The organism is Mesotoga sp. BH458_6_3_2_1, from assembly GCF_003664995.1.
In the GTDB taxonomy this organism is placed as follows: Bacteria; Thermotogota; Thermotogae; order Petrotogales; family Kosmotogaceae; genus Mesotoga.
Map to the genome: position 1 here is coordinate 1 of NZ_JFHL01000009.1, position 17,375 is coordinate 17,375.

Annotated in this window: 15 protein-coding genes; 13 read left to right on the forward strand and 2 right to left on the reverse strand. The window is 46.6% G+C overall.

Going from position 1 to position 17,375, the window contains the following annotated elements:
• Positions 1-164: 164 nt before the first annotated feature.
• The gene (locus tag Y697_RS14935; RefSeq protein WP_259462338.1) at positions 165-299 is read right to left on the reverse strand and encodes a hypothetical protein; all 135 of its coding nucleotides are present in this window, start codon (positions 297-299) and stop codon (positions 165-167) included.
• Between the two features lie 811 nt (positions 300-1,110).
• Here Y697_RS14935 and Y697_RS05935 point away from each other — a divergent pair.
• From Y697_RS05935 to Y697_RS05990, 12 genes are read left to right on the forward strand one after another with little or no spacing between them, the layout of a single operon-like run.
• Complete coding sequence (locus Y697_RS05935) at positions 1,111-1,932, forward strand: hypothetical protein (RefSeq protein WP_121550737.1); 822 nt, start codon at positions 1,111-1,113, stop codon at positions 1,930-1,932.
• Between the two features lie 42 nt (positions 1,933-1,974).
• A complete protein-coding gene (locus Y697_RS05940) occupies positions 1,975-3,153 on the forward strand; it encodes an ROK family transcriptional regulator (protein WP_183083731.1) in 1,179 nt (392 codons plus the stop codon).
• 12 nt (positions 3,154-3,165) lie between these two features.
• The gene (locus tag Y697_RS05945; RefSeq protein WP_121550739.1) at positions 3,166-4,410 is read left to right on the forward strand and encodes an ABC transporter substrate-binding protein; all 1,245 of its coding nucleotides are present in this window, start codon (positions 3,166-3,168) and stop codon (positions 4,408-4,410) included.
• A gap of 45 nt (positions 4,411-4,455) precedes the next feature.
• Complete coding sequence (locus Y697_RS05950) at positions 4,456-5,706, forward strand: carbohydrate ABC transporter permease (RefSeq protein WP_121550740.1); 1,251 nt, start codon at positions 4,456-4,458, stop codon at positions 5,704-5,706.
• A 2-nt stretch (positions 5,707-5,708) separates the two neighbouring features.
• On the forward strand, positions 5,709-6,545 hold the full coding sequence (locus tag Y697_RS05955; RefSeq protein ID WP_183083732.1) for a carbohydrate ABC transporter permease: 837 nt from the start codon (positions 5,709-5,711) through the stop codon (positions 6,543-6,545).
• Positions 6,546-6,559: 14 nt separating this feature from the next.
• Positions 6,560-7,660, forward strand: coding sequence for an alkaline phosphatase (locus Y697_RS05960; protein ID WP_121550742.1), 1,101 nt, complete (start codon positions 6,560-6,562; stop codon positions 7,658-7,660).
• A complete protein-coding gene (locus Y697_RS05965; protein ID WP_121550743.1) occupies positions 7,648-8,415 on the forward strand; it encodes an endonuclease/exonuclease/phosphatase family protein in 768 nt (255 codons plus the stop codon). Before Y697_RS05960 ends, Y697_RS05965 begins: the two co-directional genes overlap by 13 nt.
• On the forward strand, positions 8,412-9,521 hold the full coding sequence (locus Y697_RS05970) for an alkaline phosphatase family protein (protein ID WP_121550744.1): 1,110 nt from the start codon (positions 8,412-8,414) through the stop codon (positions 9,519-9,521). Before Y697_RS05965 ends, Y697_RS05970 begins: the two co-directional genes overlap by 4 nt.
• A gap of 10 nt (positions 9,522-9,531) precedes the next feature.
• The gene (locus Y697_RS05975; RefSeq protein WP_121550745.1) at positions 9,532-10,296 is read left to right on the forward strand and encodes a PHP domain-containing protein; all 765 of its coding nucleotides are present in this window, start codon (positions 9,532-9,534) and stop codon (positions 10,294-10,296) included.
• A gap of 21 nt (positions 10,297-10,317) precedes the next feature.
• Positions 10,318-11,328: a Gfo/Idh/MocA family protein gene (locus Y697_RS05980; protein ID WP_121550746.1), complete on the forward strand. Its 1,011-nt coding sequence runs from the start codon at positions 10,318-10,320 to the stop codon at positions 11,326-11,328.
• Entirely contained in the window at positions 11,329-12,306 is a 978-nt protein-coding gene (locus tag Y697_RS05985) for a Gfo/Idh/MocA family protein (protein ID WP_121550747.1), read from the forward strand.
• Between the two features lie 41 nt (positions 12,307-12,347).
• Positions 12,348-15,821: a metallophosphoesterase gene (locus Y697_RS05990; RefSeq protein ID WP_121550748.1), complete on the forward strand. Its 3,474-nt coding sequence runs from the start codon at positions 12,348-12,350 to the stop codon at positions 15,819-15,821.
• Between the two features lie 277 nt (positions 15,822-16,098).
• On the opposite strand, the gene Y697_RS14940 is transcribed toward Y697_RS05990, so the two are convergent.
• Positions 16,099-16,233 carry a hypothetical protein gene (locus Y697_RS14940; protein ID WP_259462339.1) on the reverse strand — a complete coding sequence of 45 codons (135 nt, stop codon included), beginning with the start codon at positions 16,231-16,233 and terminating at the stop codon, positions 16,099-16,101.
• A gap of 75 nt (positions 16,234-16,308) precedes the next feature.
• Here Y697_RS14940 and Y697_RS14600 point away from each other — a divergent pair, with 75 nt between their 5' ends.
• Positions 16,309-16,605 (forward strand): hypothetical protein, encoded by a 297-nt coding sequence (locus tag Y697_RS14600; RefSeq protein WP_183083733.1) that lies wholly within the window; start codon positions 16,309-16,311, stop codon positions 16,603-16,605.
• The last annotated feature ends 770 nt before the right edge of the window (positions 16,606-17,375 follow it).

Here is a 17,375-nt window from a genome sequence, read left to right on the forward strand (position 1 = left end):
CCCGAAAAAGGTCCTGGTTGTACGCGAAAAATGGGACAGACCTCAGGAGAAATCGCAAGGCGCCGAAGATCGTCGGCGGACGCAAGGCCGGGAAGTACATCCCGGGACGCAGGGCTGGCAAAAATCATGCCAGGACGCAAGGCCCGCTTCGCGGGGAAAGATCCTCACTGCCAGTCTGCTAACGCAGGCCAGTCAGGCTCCGCCTGGCCAGTCTCGCCTTCGGCGAGGCCAGTTCCGACTTCGTCGGGCAAACAAAGACCATTGAGAAAGAGCGTTGTGGAGAGGTTCGCTGCGCTCACGAGAGAATTGAGAGAGAAGAAACCAGATTGGCGATGAAACTTACCCCGTCACATGCATCTCTTTCATCTCACCTTGTGACCAACGAAGAACAGATCCTTCCTCTGGAACAAATAGCAATTTTTTTCCTCATTGACGTCTGCTCTTTTCGGAGAACGGTGGACCGTTGACGGATAACGTTGTCTTCACAGCGATCAGCGAAAAGCGGTTCTTAGGTGTGAGATCCCGTGTAGGCCCATCACGGGATGACAGAAGAGGCGTTGAGCAAGTCAGCCTCTACGGTATGACAATTTCAGACGATTATGCAATTCTTTTGTAGGGGCGAATGGCCGTTCGCCCGAAAAAGGTCCTGGTTGGAATCTCTGCCTTTTACGCGAAAAAGGGACATACTATAGGAGCCGGTCGGTCCCTATTTTCGCTCTCGTCCTCTCGTGAGCGCAACGAACGTCTCGATACGCTTTTTCTAGGCTGTTCAAAGAGTGCAGGCGATCTTTCACTTGTGAAAGGAGCTCATCAGTTCTTCTTACATTAAGCCAAAATGCACCCTTCTGAACAATCAGCGATATTAAGTTTCATAATGGAACAAAATATAGTCGTTTCTTTACTGCAAACCAGTCGCTTATTCATGGATATTTGGACTTCCGGTTTATTCTCTACGGCTTATTCGTTTGCCACAGGTTTGGTTTTTCTTTTTTTCTTGTATAAAGTGGAGTTGTGCTAGTTTCATACTGAAACAAAATACTTCTACTCACTTTTCTGATGAAGCCCGCGGATTCTCGACTGAATAATATGAGTTTTAGGGAGGTGCTTTCAATGGCAAGAACTATGTTAGTTTTGCTGGCTGTCTTGATGCTTTGCACATCGGCTTTTGCTTTGATAGAAGCAGAGCCGCTGTCGATTAACACTTCTGGTGTAGACAGAATGCCATGGGTCTTTGAAGACACTATCTATTTTGTTACCCAGAGCTACAACATCTATCAGGCAACCTGGAATGATGGAGACTGTGGTGAACCTGAACCGGTGAAGGGAGCTGTGAACTCCTCAGAGAATGAGATCAGCCCATGTGTTTTGAGAAACAACATCGGCGAACTTGTGATGTATTTTGGTAGATATACCGGTTCAGATAGGGATTACGACTTCTTCAGATCGGTTTTCGATGAAGGTAAGGGCGAATGGGGAGAACCCGAGGTTGTCCTGGAACTGAGTACAGAGATTCAAGACTGGAAAATTTGGGTAAACGGCGATGAAACAAAGGCCTACGTCACTACAAAGGGTGCCTTTGGTGGACTAGAACCAACAGGTGTGAGAGATATCTGGGTTTCCGAGAAGGAAAACGGCAAGTGGTCGACCCCTACAAAAGTAGATGAAGTGAACTCGAGTGGCAATGAATGGTCTGTCTTCGTCGACCCTGATGGAAAGATCTGGTTTGATTCATCGAGGGATGATTCCATAGGGGGTTACGATATCTATTTCTATGACCCCTCTACAGGAGAAATCGGACATCCCGAGATGATGATTAACTCTTTCTACGATGAAAGAAGTCTGTGGACAGATGGCAAAATTATCGTATTCTCCACTGTTGACAGACCTAATGGTGTGGGTGGTTACGACATTTTCATGGCTGAACTGGAATAGAAACTTTCTCTTCTTTGTTGAGCCCGTTCATTGTCCTGGATGGTGGGCGGGCTCTCATTCAGATTTCGAGAGGTGATGGCTTTGCGTTGTTTATCCAAGGCAGAAAAGGAAGTCTTCTTCGAGCTCTGGCGAAATAAAAATGGGTTGTCAAGAAAATCTATAGCCAAGGCCACGAATCTGAGCAAAGCCACTGTTTCCAGACTCTCTCAACAGCTTATAGAAAAGGGCTTTGTTCTTGACAGCACGCCGGTGCCCTCTGCTCACAAAGGCAGACCGTATTCGGTACTGAATGTGAACAACGGAGAGCTGCTTGTCGGCGGAGTTCACATACATTCGAAGACGATGAATATAGTTCTGGGAGACTTGTCAGGCAGAGTCAAGCATGTACGATCTCTGAATCATTCGAGAAGTGACGTTCTGGATAAGCTGTACGAAATACCGAAGATCATACGGAATGGTTTTGACGAAAATATCTCGTCAATACTTGTTTTCAGCATTGTGACACCGGGAATAGTTGACGAATCGACAGGGACTGTTGTTAAGAGCTTCTATACGCAGAGTGAAACGGTCAATCTTAAAAGGCTCGGCGACGAATGGGACACAACAATCGAAATAGAGAATGACGCTAACGCTTTGCTGGTTTCAGAAATGCTTCTCGGCTCTATTCCCTTAAGAGATGCTTTGTACATAGATAGAGAGTTTGGAGCTTCTCTAGTGCTTGATGGAAGGATTTTCAGAGGGCCGCATGGAGGTGCCGGAGAATTTGGTCACCTTCAGATCGATCCTTCCGGTCCTGAATGCTGGTGCGGCAAAAGGGGCTGTGTGGCTGCCTTTTTCGATCCCAAAAACCTGCACGACACGTTTTCCGGATTGGTACCGAACAGCAGTTTGAAATTGAACGATCCTTCCTTTCTGAAGTTCCTGAATGAACTGTATTCAAGAAACGACACAGAAGATTATGTGAGAGCTTTTCAGCAACTACTGGATAAACTCGCAGCAGCTGTTGCAAATGTTGTTGACTTGCTGGGGCTGGAAACAATAGTGCTTAACAGCCGCAATCCTTTCTTCTCAGACAAAGCAGTTGATTACCTTAGAAAGAGGGTTTTTGATATGTCCTTGGGCCATACTGAGCTCAAGATGATGATTCTTAAGGTTACTGAACAGAAGCTCCTTAGAACACCCCTTGCGGTTTCAATAGGGAGAATACTGGGAGTCTTTTAGGAGGTGTGTTTTATGAGAAAGCGAGTTCTTATACTTTTTATTGCCTCATTGCTCTTGATCACTTCTGTAATTGCGAAAACAACTATCGTTCACTGGATGCACCATTCGCCAAGCAGAGCAATGATCATCATGGAAATGGCTTCTGAATTCATGAAAGAAAACCCCGATGTAGAAATCAAGGTTCAGACAATACCGTATTCGGAGTATAAGACTAAGCTACTGGCTGCTCTGGCTGCTGGAAGTGGGCCAGATGTCGCCCAGATTCCGGCCACGGCGATGGAGGAGTTCTTCGGTTATGGATTGGTACAACCAATAACCGCCAGTGTTGCAACAGCCGAAGAGATGAGAGAGAAATGTATTGACGCGGCCATTGACAAGCTGATTATCGATGGTCAGCTGTACGGCTTTCCAACTGATGTTCAGACAATTGTTCTATTCTACAATCCATATCTTTTCGAACAGGCAGGTCTCGATCCCGACAGCCCGCCTCAAACCTGGACCGAACTTTTGGAGTACGCGAAGAAGCTGACGGTTTGGGAAGGGAACAAAATGATTCAGTCCGGACTGGGAATCGAAGGCTATGAGCCCGTTATTGAGAGTTTCATGAGACAGGCGGGTGCAACGTTCTTGGTAAGCGATGAAGAAATGAAAGTCGTTTATGAAGATGCTCAGCTCGAGGGCCTGAAATTCCTGACAGATGCAGTACTGGAACATAAAGTATATGTACCGGAATTTGGTTCGAGATGGACGGGATTCAGACAGATAAAGGAAGCGATGGTATTCGGACATGGAGCAATGGTCGGTTCTTTCCAAGTCGGCGGGCATCCTGATCTTGTATTTAGAACTGCACTCCCTCCGGCACACCCCGAGACAGGAAATCGAAGCTCGGTTTTGACCAGCTGGGCACTCGTTCTCATGAGCGATTGCAGAACCCCTGAAATTGCTTCGGAATGGCTAGCGTTTATTAGCTCGCCCGAAGCCCAGAAACTGTGGTTCAAGGACACAGGAGAACTTCCTTCTTATTATAGTGTGATCAATGATCCTGAGTTTTCGGATGATCCTTTGTTGAGCCCGATTCTGGATTCACTGAATTACGCTGTTCCAACGTTCTCTGCGGGCTGGGGAAATCCGGCCGCTCTTCTCAGGGAGACGGCGTACAACAACGTGATCAACAAAGGCGCAGATCCTGAAGAAGCGCTCAAGAAGGCCTTAGACGAAATCAACCAGTACCTAGAAGAGACTTTTGGAATATTCTGATCCTGGACCAGGGGCTGACGACAGGCCCGATGCGGAGGTCTTTCGATGTTCGAGCTATCCAAGAATGTGTTGAGTAAAATCTTAATAGTTGTAGGCCTGTTCCTGATAATTATCTCTTTCTTCCTGCCCTATGCATCGGGAGAAGTTCAGCTCGGAGTTTTTGACTTCTCTTTTTGGGGAACAGTTAATCTCTTGTTCGTCTATATTGTTTTGGTCTGCCTTTTTGTGTTGTTCTTCGCGACTAGAAAGATCTCATTTCTACTGGGAACAGCTGTTTCTTTGTTAGTACTGAACATAACTGTCATTTTCATGAGAACCGAATGGCAGGAGGTTCTTAGATCTAAGTTCTTTCTCGATTTTTTGGGTGCTGCCGGTTACGGATGGTGGATTTCTTTGATCGGCAGCGCTGTGCTTCTCGTTGCCGTCGTGAGACTAATTCCGGACAAGAAGAGGGCTCCGTATCTCTTCATTCTGCCATCAATATTTGGAGTCTTCTTTCTCACTTTCTTCCCGGCAATGTTTGCTTTCTATATCTCGTTTCATAGGTGGAATATCCTCGTGCCGAACAAGCCATTTGTGGGGCTTGCAAATTTCAGGAAAGCCTTTACCGACGAGTATTTTCTGAGATCACTCTGGATAAGTTTCAAATACGCTCTTGGCGTTATACCGACGAAAATCGTGATTTCCTTTTTCTTTGCCCTCCTCATATACTCTATCCCGAAATTCAAGAGCGTATTCAGGGTGATATATTTCCTCCCGGCTGTGACTTCTGTCGTTGCTATAAGCGTTATTTGGACCTGGATATATCATCCGTATTACGGACTTGCGAATTATCTCATTAGCCTATTTGGAGCTGAACCGATAAACTGGTTGGGTAACCCGGAAATTGCCATCTGGTCCGTGGTTCTCGTTTCAGTTTGGAGATCCGTTGGATACAGCATAATAATCTTTCTGGCCGGATTGAACAACATACCGAGAATTATTCTGGAAGCCTCGGACATCGACGGAGCAACGCGCTGGCAAAAGGTCAAGAACATCATAATCCCGCTAATGAAGCCTTCACTGGTTTTTGTGTTCATAACTTCGACGATCGGCGCGATTCAGGTTTTCACAGAGATATACATGATGACGGGAGGAAACGCCGATACGAAAACGGCCGTCTTCTACATCTGGCAGACTGGTTTCAATAAATTGCAGATGGGGTACGCGAGTTCAATGTCGATCGTTCTGTTTGCAATAATCTTAGTGATTACTCTTATTCAGATGAGGGTCACAAAGATTTTCAAGGAGGAATGACCTTGAGATCTAAGAGGAAGACCGACCTTATTGTCCATTCTATTTCATACACGCTGTTAATAGCGTTCTCCATAATAATGATCATGCCTTTTGTATGGATGATCTTGTCTACATTCAAAGACCAGAGTGAGCTGATGAGATTTCCCCCAAAATTCCTGCCTGACAAGTTCTCGCTGAAGAACTACGTTGAAGTATTCAGTTCAGTTCCCTTCTTGAGGTATTATCTGAACAGTATACTTATAACTACCGTGGCTGTCACTCTCACATTGCTCACATCCAGTCTTGCCGGCTTTGCCTTTGCAAAATACAAGTTCAAAGGCAGAAACACTATTTTCAAGACTCTGCTCGGCGCGATGATGATTCCTTTTCCCGTCACCATAATCCCGCTGTATATAATGATCTACAATCTGGGCCTTGTAGACACCTACTTGGCTCTGATCGTCACGGGTTCGGTAAGCATATTCGGGATCTTTCTGATGAGGCAATTCATTGTCACTATCCCCGACGACCTGATAGATGCTGCCAGGATAGATGGGTGCTCCGAATTCCAGATTTTCAGAATCATTGTTATTCCAAACATAAGAGCGCCGCTCTCTGCTCTTGCAATCTTTTCCTTCATGGCGACCTGGAACGCTTTCTTGTGGCCTCTTCTGGTTGTTAACAATGACGAGCACAGGACTGTCCAGCTCGGAGTACAGTATTTTACCCAGCGTTACGGCGATTTGATGCATCTTCAGATTACGGCAGCCGCAATGGCCGTTATACCGATAGTGGTGTTGTATCTCTTGTTGCAGAAGCAATTCATCGAGGGCATTACGATGACCGGTTTGAAGGGCTAGTAAGGAGTGATAATATGAAGAAGATCTTGACGTCTTTTTTCTTTATCCTATTCTTATCTTCCGTCTTTCTTTCAATGGAAGCCAGTGGACCTGAGAATATCGTGATCTTGATTTGTGACGGGATGGGTTTTAACCATCTATATATATCGGAACTCGTAACGGGAGAAGCCATGGGAAGCCACAGTCCCGTAGTCAGTATCGGCAGAAACGAGGCTTTAGATAATCTTGTCACCGATTCCGCAGCAGCCGCAACCGCTATCTTTTCCGGTGTTAAGACAATTACTGGATATCTGGGAGTGAATGCATTAGGCGAAGAAGTGAATACTCTTGCAGATATCCTGAAGGAGCAGGGTTGGTGGCTCGGCTTGATCACGAATACACGTTACTACGACGCGACTCCGGCAGCCCTTTACGCTCACGCTCAAAGGAGGGAGACGGAAGTAATCACGGACTTTCTCATGGAAAGTCCTCTCGACTTGTTCTATGCCGGTGGTCTTGAGCAGCTGGGGATCAATCCCTTCACTCAGAAGCCGACTCCAAGAAGCAGAATACACGAACTGATTGCTAGCGGCTACAGGGTCCTCGGGCTGAATTTCGAAGAGCTCGGATCGCCGGAATTTGAAGAGCTGAAGGGGACCGTTGCATTTGTAACCATGGGAGACAAGAGCTTTGAGAACGAACTGCTTCCAGGTGAACCCACTCTCCTCGAAATGGTCGATAGAGCTTTCGAAGTGTTCATGGCTGAAGAGAGAAGCAAGTTTCTGGTTATTGAAGCCGGCAGAATAGACGATGCTTCTCATGTAAACGATTCAGAGGCTGTGCTGGCAGAACTGAGCGCTTTCAGAGACGTGCTGTCTTATCTGCTTACCCGGTTGTCTCTGGACAGGGATCTATTGATCGTGCTTTCTGATCACGAGACGGGAGCGGTAGCGGTACCTTATGGCAAACCAGATGGCGACTTTTCTTTGAGCTGGTCCAGTAACGACCACACGGCCGCCTATGTACCCATAATCGCCTATGGGAAAGGATCGCAGGCCTTCTCAGGATTCTACCATTTAGAGGAAATTCCTCGAAAGATCTGCGGACTATTGGATGTGATTGTATGCGGAGAGTAGTGTTTTTCTTTTTGTTTCTGATATTGCTTGGAGGAACGCTGATGGGAACATCTTTGACTGTAATGACATACAACATAAGGCACGGATTGGGAATCGATGATGTCTTAGATTTCTCAAGAGTTCTCGAGACAATAAGGGGTGTGGATCCGGATATTCTCATCCTCAATGAAGTAGATCAGGAAAACCCAAGGAGTGCAGGACTGAGACAGGCAGAGATTGTTGCGGAAGAGCTCAACATGAGTTACTTCTTCAGTCTGGCAGAGGGCAAGAGCAACTACGGGAACGCTGTTCTCAGCAAATTCCCGATAAAGGCCGAATTTGGCTTCGTGCTTCCGAGACCTGAATGGATGCTTGCCGTGGATAGAGGATGTGCCGCAATAGTCACTGAGGTTGAGGGTCGGGATATCCTGGTTATGGGGACTCATCTCGGTCTTGGTGGAATCATGGAAGTCCAGACAGAGCTCAGGAAGATCCTTGAGGTGTATCTTGAGTACGAAGAGATTCCGGCTATTATCGCCGGAGATCTTAACGCCGAATGGTATGATCTCCAGTATGGTGTTCCTGAGTTTTTCGATCACTTTGGATCGGTGAACAATGAGCTCGGCAAGAGCCTTCACACAATCCCGGCAGATAGACCGGGCAAGCAGATTGATTATATCTTCGTGAATGACTATTTCGATATCATCGACGCATTTACCGTCGATTCGTACGCGTCAGATCATCTGCCCGTCGTTTCGAGGCTCGTCCTTAAATGAAGAATATACCTCTTCTTTTCGTTACTATCGACTCACTCGGTCCTGAGGTTTTGAAGAGGGCCAGGACTCCTTTTTTGGATAGTGTTGCCGAGACCGGTTCAACGGTTAAGGATATGAGATCGTGTTTTCCCACGCTGACAACACCCATGATGAGCACCATTTTGACGGGCGTGTATCCCGAGAAACACGGCATATTCTCTAACACTATCTTGAACAGAGAGGAGAAGAAAGTTGAGGGTAGACTCCGGGATCTCAGAAGACCTCCAGTGACAGATTGTCTGTACGAGAACAACTATAGTATTCTCTCGATACAGCATTTCATGCTTCAGGGAAGAAATGGGGTAAAGCACGTTCAGGTTGACGGAAATAGAAGCGGTGCCATCCGCAAGGCACTGAGAAGAGAGTTGAAGGAGGAGAAATATGACGCCATCTTTTGCCTTTATCAGTCTCTGGACAGTGCAGGGCACAAATACGGACCATTGCACGCTAAGACGATAAGAGAACTAGAAGAGATAGACGACGAACTGGAGCTAGTAGTCGATTTTTTGGAAGAAACTATTGGAGAGTTTGCCATCGTCATCACTTCTGATCATTCAATGTCATTGGCTGACACTCCCACTGAGTTTGACCTGGGTGAAGTCATCACAAGCATCGGTCTCAAGGCAGAATTGGGTAAGGAGGGAAAGAGCGTTTCAAAAGAGACAGACGTTCTGATCCTAAAATACCCCACCGTAAACATCTACACTCTGACAGAAAAAGCAATAGACAGGACAGCTCTGCTCGTGGACGCTCTGAGGAAAATCAGTATAGTTGACAGAATCTATACAAAAGAAGAAATGAAGAAGCTGCATAACCCGGAATACGCCGACATAGCTTTTTGCTTGAAAAGAGGCTATTCAAACTCATTGAAGTCTAGAAGGCCCGGGTCCTTTTTTGGATATCACGGAACCTACCACGAGGAGCCCTCCGTGTTCATGTTTAGAGATATTCACAAGACAAAGAACTGTATTGAGAGGGGTACATTAGTCGATATTGCACCAACAACTCTGGATTTACTGGGCATACAATCATCTGTCGATTTCGATGGAATATCACTGAAGAAATGAGGTTTGAAAATTGATTCTGACAAAACTTGATTATCATCTGCACACAAGCTATTCAGACGGAGAGATGAGCTTCCCCCAGCTTCTTGAAGCTTTGGAAGGAAATGTGAATGTCTGTGGTGTGACCGATCACTTTGAGCTAAACCATCCATGCAGCATAGAATTCACAAAAGACTATCTAGAGGCCTTCGGGGCTTTCAAAGATAAGGCCCTAAGACTTGGCATCTCCGCTCATCTCGGCGTGGAGACCGGACTCGGAAAGAACGGCATACTATTACCCCATATGATGAGTGAAATTGAGTACGTCATTGCGAGCCTTCATAGAGTTCCTCTACAGGGAGCAAGCAGTGAAGAATACTGGGAAGCTTACAAGAGCATTATTTCTGATAATGCGCGAAGAGGAGGCTTTCAGATTCTGGGACACGTCGAGGGCTATCTGCCGATTCTACCTTTTCTTGATCGCGATCCGGGATTCGACAAAAAAAGAGAGATTGAGCGGCAGATCATTGAAGAGTACTTCACGCTTGACTGGTACTCGCGATTGGCAAAGGATCTAGAGGTAAACGATATTGCACTTGAAATACACGAGCCATCAAAAACACCACGATTGGAAGTTCTGGATATTATGAAACGCTTCGGAGTTGCTTTCTCTTACGGAACCGATTCCCACATGCCTGAGCAAGTGTCGAAGAGAAGTTATCTGAAGAGAGTCATCCAGGAACTCGATCTGAAGGAAAGTGATTTTCTCGACATCGAGACGATTAGATCGAAAACATAGAGTATTTCAGGAGGAACCAGTATGACAAACGTAGGTATTATCGGTTGTGGAATGATGGGTAGAGTCCATTCTATTGCATACACCGGTCTGGAGAACGTCAATGTGAAAGCCGTAGCGAGTCTCTCAAGAGAACAGACACTTGAATGTGCAAGACTCGCCTCTTCAAGAACATCTACAGTAGATGAGATACTTAACGATGAAGAAATAGAGATAGTCAGCATCTGTACACCCACGGATACTCACAGAGACCTTGTGGTAGAAGCTGCAAGAAGCAAGAAGCACATCTTCTGCGAGAAACCAATAGCCCGCACTCTAGAAGACGCTCTGGAAATGGTTGAGGTTTGCAGGCAAAACGGTGTTTCGCTGGGTGTGGATCATGTAGTGAGATTCTTTGACTCTTACTCTAGGGCGAAGAGCCTTATTGAAGAGGGCACAATCGGAAAGGTAGTAATGGCAAGGCTTTATCGCGGAGGAGTCTTTCCAAAGCACGGCTGGAACAACTGGTTCGACGAACTCGGTAGAAGCGGTGGAGTTCTTCTTGATCTTTCCATTCACGACTTCGACTTCTTGAGAACGGTCCTGGGTGAAGTAGAGTCCATAACCGCAAGAAGCGTGAAAAACACTCCTTCCCATCCAGGCAGAAACAGAGACCATGCCTTAGCGATTCTTAAATTCGCGAACGGTTCGCTGGCTCACGTTGAGGGCAGCTGGGCAGAACCGGATAACGCACCTTCAAAATTCGCAACTTCTTTCGAATTCGTTGGTAGAGATGGAATGATAACCTACGATAGCGATGAGGATTTCACTATGAGAGTCCAGACAGCCTCCAACGATTACCCGTCTTTCTCAAAGAGCACCCCCGCAGCCAATGATCCTTATGGATTACATATACAGAAGTTCATAGAAGCGGTGAGAGAAGAAAGAAAGGTCCCAGTCGATGGTACTGAGGCCATCGAGGCGCTAAAAATCTCCCTTGCAGCCAACAGATCTGCAGAAAGCGGAAGACCTGTGAAGCTTCTGGAGGTGGTATAGGTGTTTAGGATAGGATTTCTCGGAATCGCACACACGCATGGATACAGTTACATAAGACAAATTCAATCTTTCTCAAATATGAGCGTCACAGGAGTATTCGATCGTGATGCAGACAAATCAAAAAAGGCCTCAGAACTATTCGGAACAAGAGCTTTTGAAGATCCTCTAGAGCTAATCGAAAACTCCGATGGGGTAGTAGTTACTTCCGAGAACTCATTCCATAAGAAATATGCGGAACTTGCCATGAACAAAGGCAGACACGTTCTGTGCGAAAAACCCATCGCCACAACCGAAGAAGACGCGAGATCGATGCTGCAAACGGCCAGAGAAAACAACGTTGTTTTTCAGATGGCCTTTCCCGTAAGATACGCTCCTTCTATTCAGCAAGCAAGAAAGGAAATTGAGACGGGCAAGCTTGGTAGAATTCTCTCGGTTTCGGCGACAAATCATGGAAGAATGCCAGGCGGATGGTTCGTAGATGAGAAGCTTTCCGGCGGAGGGGCGGTTATGGATCACACAGTTCACGTCGTGGATATTATCCGGTGGCTTCTAGATGTTGAGATTATCGAGGTATCGGCCGAATATGGAAGACTCATTTACGACATCCCAGTTGAAGACTGTGGCCTTCTCCTGCTAAGTCTTTCCGACGATTCCTTCATGAGTCTCGATTGCAGCTGGTCAAGACCTGAAGCCTATCCTTACTGGGGAGATGTAACTCTCAATGTTGTCGGCACAGAGGGTACGCTGAGGATAAACGCCTTTGATGCGAAGCTGAAAGTCTTCTCAAACAAGAGAGGAGTCTTCTGGGAGAATTATGGAGACAGTTTCGACAGGGCACTAATTAAGGAATTCGCTGATTCTGTAATCGAGGAAAGAAAACCTTTGACCTCAGGAGAAGATGGACTTGAAGCTCTAAGAGTTGCTCTTGCAGCATATGAAAGCGGAAAGATAGGTCGTCCGGTTCAACTGAATCATTAGCAGCTCGCTGTTTTGAAAGACAATTAAAGGTGGTGGAAACTATGAAAGGGAAAAGAATATTGATCATTTTGGCAATTGCGCTCGTGAGTATCATGACTTTCGGTCAGATAGAAGTGGAGATGCTGCCATTTTGCTCGAGTGGAATAGAGAGGATGCCGTGGCTTCACGACGGCATTCTGTATTTCGTAGGGACAAACTACGATATTTACTACACAACACTTGAAAACGGAGAATGGGCAGAACCACAGTGGCTTCCAGGAGAAATCAACACGTCTGAGTACGAGATCAATCCCTGTGTGATAGAAAATGATGGAGTGTTGGTTATGTATTTTGGTAGATACTCGGCTGACACCGACTATGATTTCTACAGAGCGGTATTCGATGAAGAGAAGGGTGGCTGGACAGAAGGTACTCTAATAACTGAACTCAGCACGGACGTAAAAGAGTGGGATATCTGGGTGAATTCGGAAGAGACCGTAGTATATTTCACTTCGGAAGGCACTTTTGACGGAAAGGAACCTATCGGAGGAAGAGATATCTGGAGATCTGAATCAATCGACGGGAAATGGTCGTCGCCGGAGAATCCCAGCTTCCTTAACACCGGCGGCGATGAATGGTCGGTATTCGTTGCTCCTGATGGCTCCATATGGTTTGATTCGGCAAGGGATGACTCTATTGGAGGATATGACATTTATCGCTGGGATCCTTACACCAGGAGTATCGAGCACACCGGAGAACATATCAACACATTTCTCGACGAAAGAAGTCTTTGGACCGACGGACAGATAATGTACTTCTCGGCATTGAACAGACCCGATGGAGCAGGAAGCTACGACATCTTCACATTGTCATCTCCTCAGGAACCGGTAGCTGAGAAAGAACCAGTGGTCGAACTCGTAGACCCAATAGCCATGTCTATCAATGATATTCGACAGAAATCCGAAGGCAGGTACTTGCTTCTAAACACCATCGTTGAGGTTGAAGGAATAGCGGTTGTAAGCTCAGGCCTCTGGCACGACTCGGCGAATTACTTCGCCCTAACAGACAAGAGCGCAGGCATTCTCATCTATGCTCAAGGTTTCAAGGAGCCGCTCGTAGAGAAAGGCGATCTTGTACGGGTGAAAGGTACTCTCTCCACGGTTGGATATACAACAGATGTAAACAGCCTTGTCATAAGACCGGCCTCTCCCGATGACATTGAGATAATCAGGAAGGGAGAGACATTGCCCGATCCTGTGATCATCTTTACAGATTCTGCAAAGAGCCAGCTCATAAACCTTGAAGGTTCTTCGGTAATGATTTTCGGGAAGATAAGCGCTTACGACAACGAAACAATTTCCAGGGGTTTCTGGCTGACTGGACCTTCAGACCGTGATTTTGACAACGTATCGGCTGGAATGAAAGTGAAGTTCTATGACTATGCCGGCATAGACATATCTGCTCTAGGCGATGGAAGCTTCGTTGCAGTACAGGGAGTCCTGATCCAGGATAATGAAGGGGAGTTCTATGTCAGACCCACCATCGACGAAGACATTCGAGAGCACACAGAAAACAGGATCTTGTTCTTAACTACAATTGCAAGAAAGGACCTGCTCACTCCGACAGAGGAAGAACCTGAAACCACAAAGAAAGAAGAGTCGAGAGATCTCGTACTCCCTGAGAATGTGGAAGCCGTCACTTGGCAGCTATCGTCCGACAACGATTTCTTTTCTTCGAGCATTGCTGGAACGTCAAATGGAAAAGAAGTCTATGCCAGTCTTTACAAGGAAAAGGGAACAAGAACCAAAAACCATCCACCTGCAATCTATGAGCACATTCAGGGAAACATGTCAAGCAAGATACCCTTTCCGGGGGAAGCCGAATTTCCCTACCTCAAGGACAATACGCTGCTCTTTGCAGGAAGAATTCTGCCTGATGATCAAGACAGTGACTGGGATATATTTTCGTATGACACGTCAACAAAAGAGATAAAGACTCTGACATCGGAATCATATGACCAGATTGAACCCGTAATCTCTCCCAAGAAGGACTTCTTGCTTTACTCGGAAAGAAGAGAAGGCAAATGGTTTGTTGTGAAACAGGATTTGTCGTCCGGTGAGAGGACGACTGTCGCTGAGAATGCGAGGTCACCTACATTATCCCCTACAGGAAACGATCTTGCTTTCCAGCAATGGAACGGAAAAGACTGGGACATAGTGACCCTGAACATGAAAACCGGCAAGAAGACTGGGATTCTAAGCAGCTCATTCAATGAGTTTTCTCCCTTTTGGTCGCCTCACGGCACAAAGCTTGCATTTATTGCCGATTACAGAGGAGAAGTAGAAGTGTTTATCATGGATCTCTTCGACTACACGATTACTGCAGCAACGATGGATATCTTCTTAACCACAAATCCATTCTGGCTCGATGAAAGCACATTGGGTTTCACAATGAAGACAAATCTTGGATGGAATATCGTTAAGACAAGCACCTCGCTGAAGGAAAAGCCTTCGTCTGAGAGTTCAGTTGAGGAATACCAATTCATTGTCTCTCCGAGATTTGCTTTCCCCTATCTAAGTGACAATCGCATCCTTGAAATACTAACAGAAGAAAGCTATTCACAAGAAAGAGCAAGACTGCTTAGCAAAGCCGGAAGCGCATATGAGTTGTCACAAATCGGTGAAAACACCTACATTATCCCGGATCGCATTCCCGAAGGCCTTTATTCGCTTGAGGTTTTCGCAGAGAACAACGGTCGTCTATACCATCAGCTGGAAGAACACTCCGTTCGAATCGGACACACGGATGACTCCTTCACAGTCATTCAGATTACTGACCTCCATCTCGATCTGCCGGGTAAACCCGAGAATATGCTCCTGTTCGAAAGACTTCTTAGTGAGATTCGTGAAGAAAGCCCCGATCTGATGCTAATAACAGGCGATCTTTCTAGCTCTGCCCTTGCATATACAACTGACTGGGAATTCATAAAGAAGAAGGTTCTTGAATACTGTGACTTTCCCGTATTTGCTGTGCCAGGGAATCACGATACTCAAAGATCCGGGAAGACTAGCGGGATCGAACTGTGGAAAGAGGTCTTTGGTCCTTGTTACTACAGCTTTCAATGGGGTTCCTGGCACTTCATGGGTCTAAATACGGCCGATTCAGATTACGGATTTGTGAGCGGCGTAGTTTCCGAAGAACAGATGAAATGGATAGCCGAAGAACTGACCAGAATTGGCTCTGGAAAGATCCTTCTTTTCGCCCATCACAACTTCTACGATGATCGATGGATCTTCTTCGAAGAAACTGCCCTGCGAAGAGAGATGCTAGAACTTTTCAGCACTAGCAGCGTCGCGCTGGCTCTTTTTGGTCATAGACATAGCGATGCGATAGACTATTCACTTAATACACTTGCCGTTACGACGAAGAGGGCAGTGGAAACTGACGGCACACTTGCGTACAGAAGAATAGTGGTGAAGGAAGGCCAAATCGTAGAACTGGTTGAAGTTGAGCCGAAGAGCTCGGTATTTTTCTAGAAGCTGCAAGTACCAAGATACAACTTGAATAATAAACGGTTATCCGTTATCGGTTACCCGTTCTCCGACAAGAGCACATCTTAGTCGAAAAACGGAAGGAGCCGAAAAGCATCGGCGGACGCAAGACCGGTGAAGAACCTTTGTGGAAGTGAGGCCGCTTCGCAGGAGGCCTTTCAGGTCAGCCGTCACCGGTCCTCCGTCCTCCGACAAGAGCTGTAAGACGCAGTACTCCGAAGATTATCGGCGGACGCAAGGCCCTCTTCGCGGGGAAAGATCTTTAGAGCCAGTCTGCTAACGCAGGCCAGTCAGGCTCCGCCTGGCCAGTCTCGCCTTCGGCGAGGCCAGTTCCGACTGCGTCGGTCAAGCAAAGACCATTGAGAAAGAGCATTGTGGAGAGGTTCGCTGCGCTCACGAGAGAATTGAGAGAGAAGAAACCAGATTGGCGATGAAACTTACCCCGTCACATGCATCTCTTTCATCTCACCTTGTGACCAACGAAGAACAGATCCTTCCTCTGGAACAAATAGCGATTTTTTCCTCATTGACGTCTGCTCTTCTCGGAGAACGGTGGACCGTTGACGGACAACGTTCTCTTCACCAGCGTGCAGCGGATCTTACGGCGAGATTCCGTGCAGGCCCATCACTGGATAACAGAAGAGGCGTTGAGCAAGTTAGGCTTTACGGGATGACAATGTCAGACAATTATGCGATTCTTTTGTGGGGGCGAACGGCCGTTCGCCCGAAGGAGGTCTTGGTTGGAATCTCTGCCTTTTACGCGAATTAAGGACTTTAGGAACATTTGGGAGCCAGTCTGCTAACGCAGGCCAGTCGCACTTCTAGCGGCTAGTCTTTGCTTCGCAAAGGACGGTTCCGCTTCGCGTGCAGAAAAGGCGCTAAGCGCTTAAAAGAGTCGCCTTTCGACCTTCGTCCAAGATCACGGACCCGTCCTTCGAAAAGATCAACCGAGAAGGATCATTTCGAGATGTTCACTGAGTTCACGAGAAGAATGAGATTCTGAGCAAGATCATTTCAGAATGACATGACCATGTGAACAACATGAACCAATGGAAGACTTTTGTCCCAGCGATTTGTACTCTGACGGGGTGCTGGAGCTGTCTCGTTTTTCCTTGTCATCAAGTGAAGACTGCTTTGATGTGCTCCTGTTCATGGCATTTACGCGGGATTTCACACTTAGGAACCGCTTTGCTCCGAGTGCTTTTGAGAGTCGTATAGCGGTTTCTTGATGCTAGACGCTGTGAAAAGCCCTGAACAGGACTCTCAAGGACTGAAAAGCACATGAAACTGCCTAATCGGTGATGGCAAAGAGTAGTCTATAATGTTGTCTGGCAGAGAGATTAGAGAAATGATCGCAGACATAATAAATTCAATCGAAAGGATTGTGCCCTACGCAGTTGAGATTTCATACGATGAACTCATGATTGGCCGAAACAGATTGAGATTGGCTATTAGGAGCCAGTCTGGATACCTTTTGCGCTGTGAAGAAGGCAAAATGAAACCGGCTCCCGCTACTGTTTCAGTTACTGGGAGCCGGTT

Coding starts and splice junctions, on each gene's coding strand:
- Y697_RS05935 (WP_121550737.1), top strand. CDS start 1,111: ATGGCAAGAACTATGTTAGTTTTGCTGGCTGTCTTGATGCTTTGCACA.
- Y697_RS05945 (WP_121550739.1), top strand. CDS start 3,166: ATGAGAAAGCGAGTTCTTATACTTTTTATTGCCTCATTGCTCTTGATC.
- Y697_RS05950 (WP_121550740.1), top strand. CDS start 4,456: ATGTTCGAGCTATCCAAGAATGTGTTGAGTAAAATCTTAATAGTTGTA.
- Y697_RS05960 (WP_121550742.1), top strand. CDS start 6,560: ATGAAGAAGATCTTGACGTCTTTTTTCTTTATCCTATTCTTATCTTCC.
- Y697_RS05965 (WP_121550743.1), top strand. CDS start 7,648: ATGCGGAGAGTAGTGTTTTTCTTTTTGTTTCTGATATTGCTTGGAGGA.
- Y697_RS05970 (WP_121550744.1), top strand. CDS start 8,412: ATGAAGAATATACCTCTTCTTTTCGTTACTATCGACTCACTCGGTCCT.
- Y697_RS05980 (WP_121550746.1), top strand. CDS start 10,318: ATGACAAACGTAGGTATTATCGGTTGTGGAATGATGGGTAGAGTCCAT.
- Y697_RS05990 (WP_121550748.1), top strand. CDS start 12,348: ATGAAAGGGAAAAGAATATTGATCATTTTGGCAATTGCGCTCGTGAGT.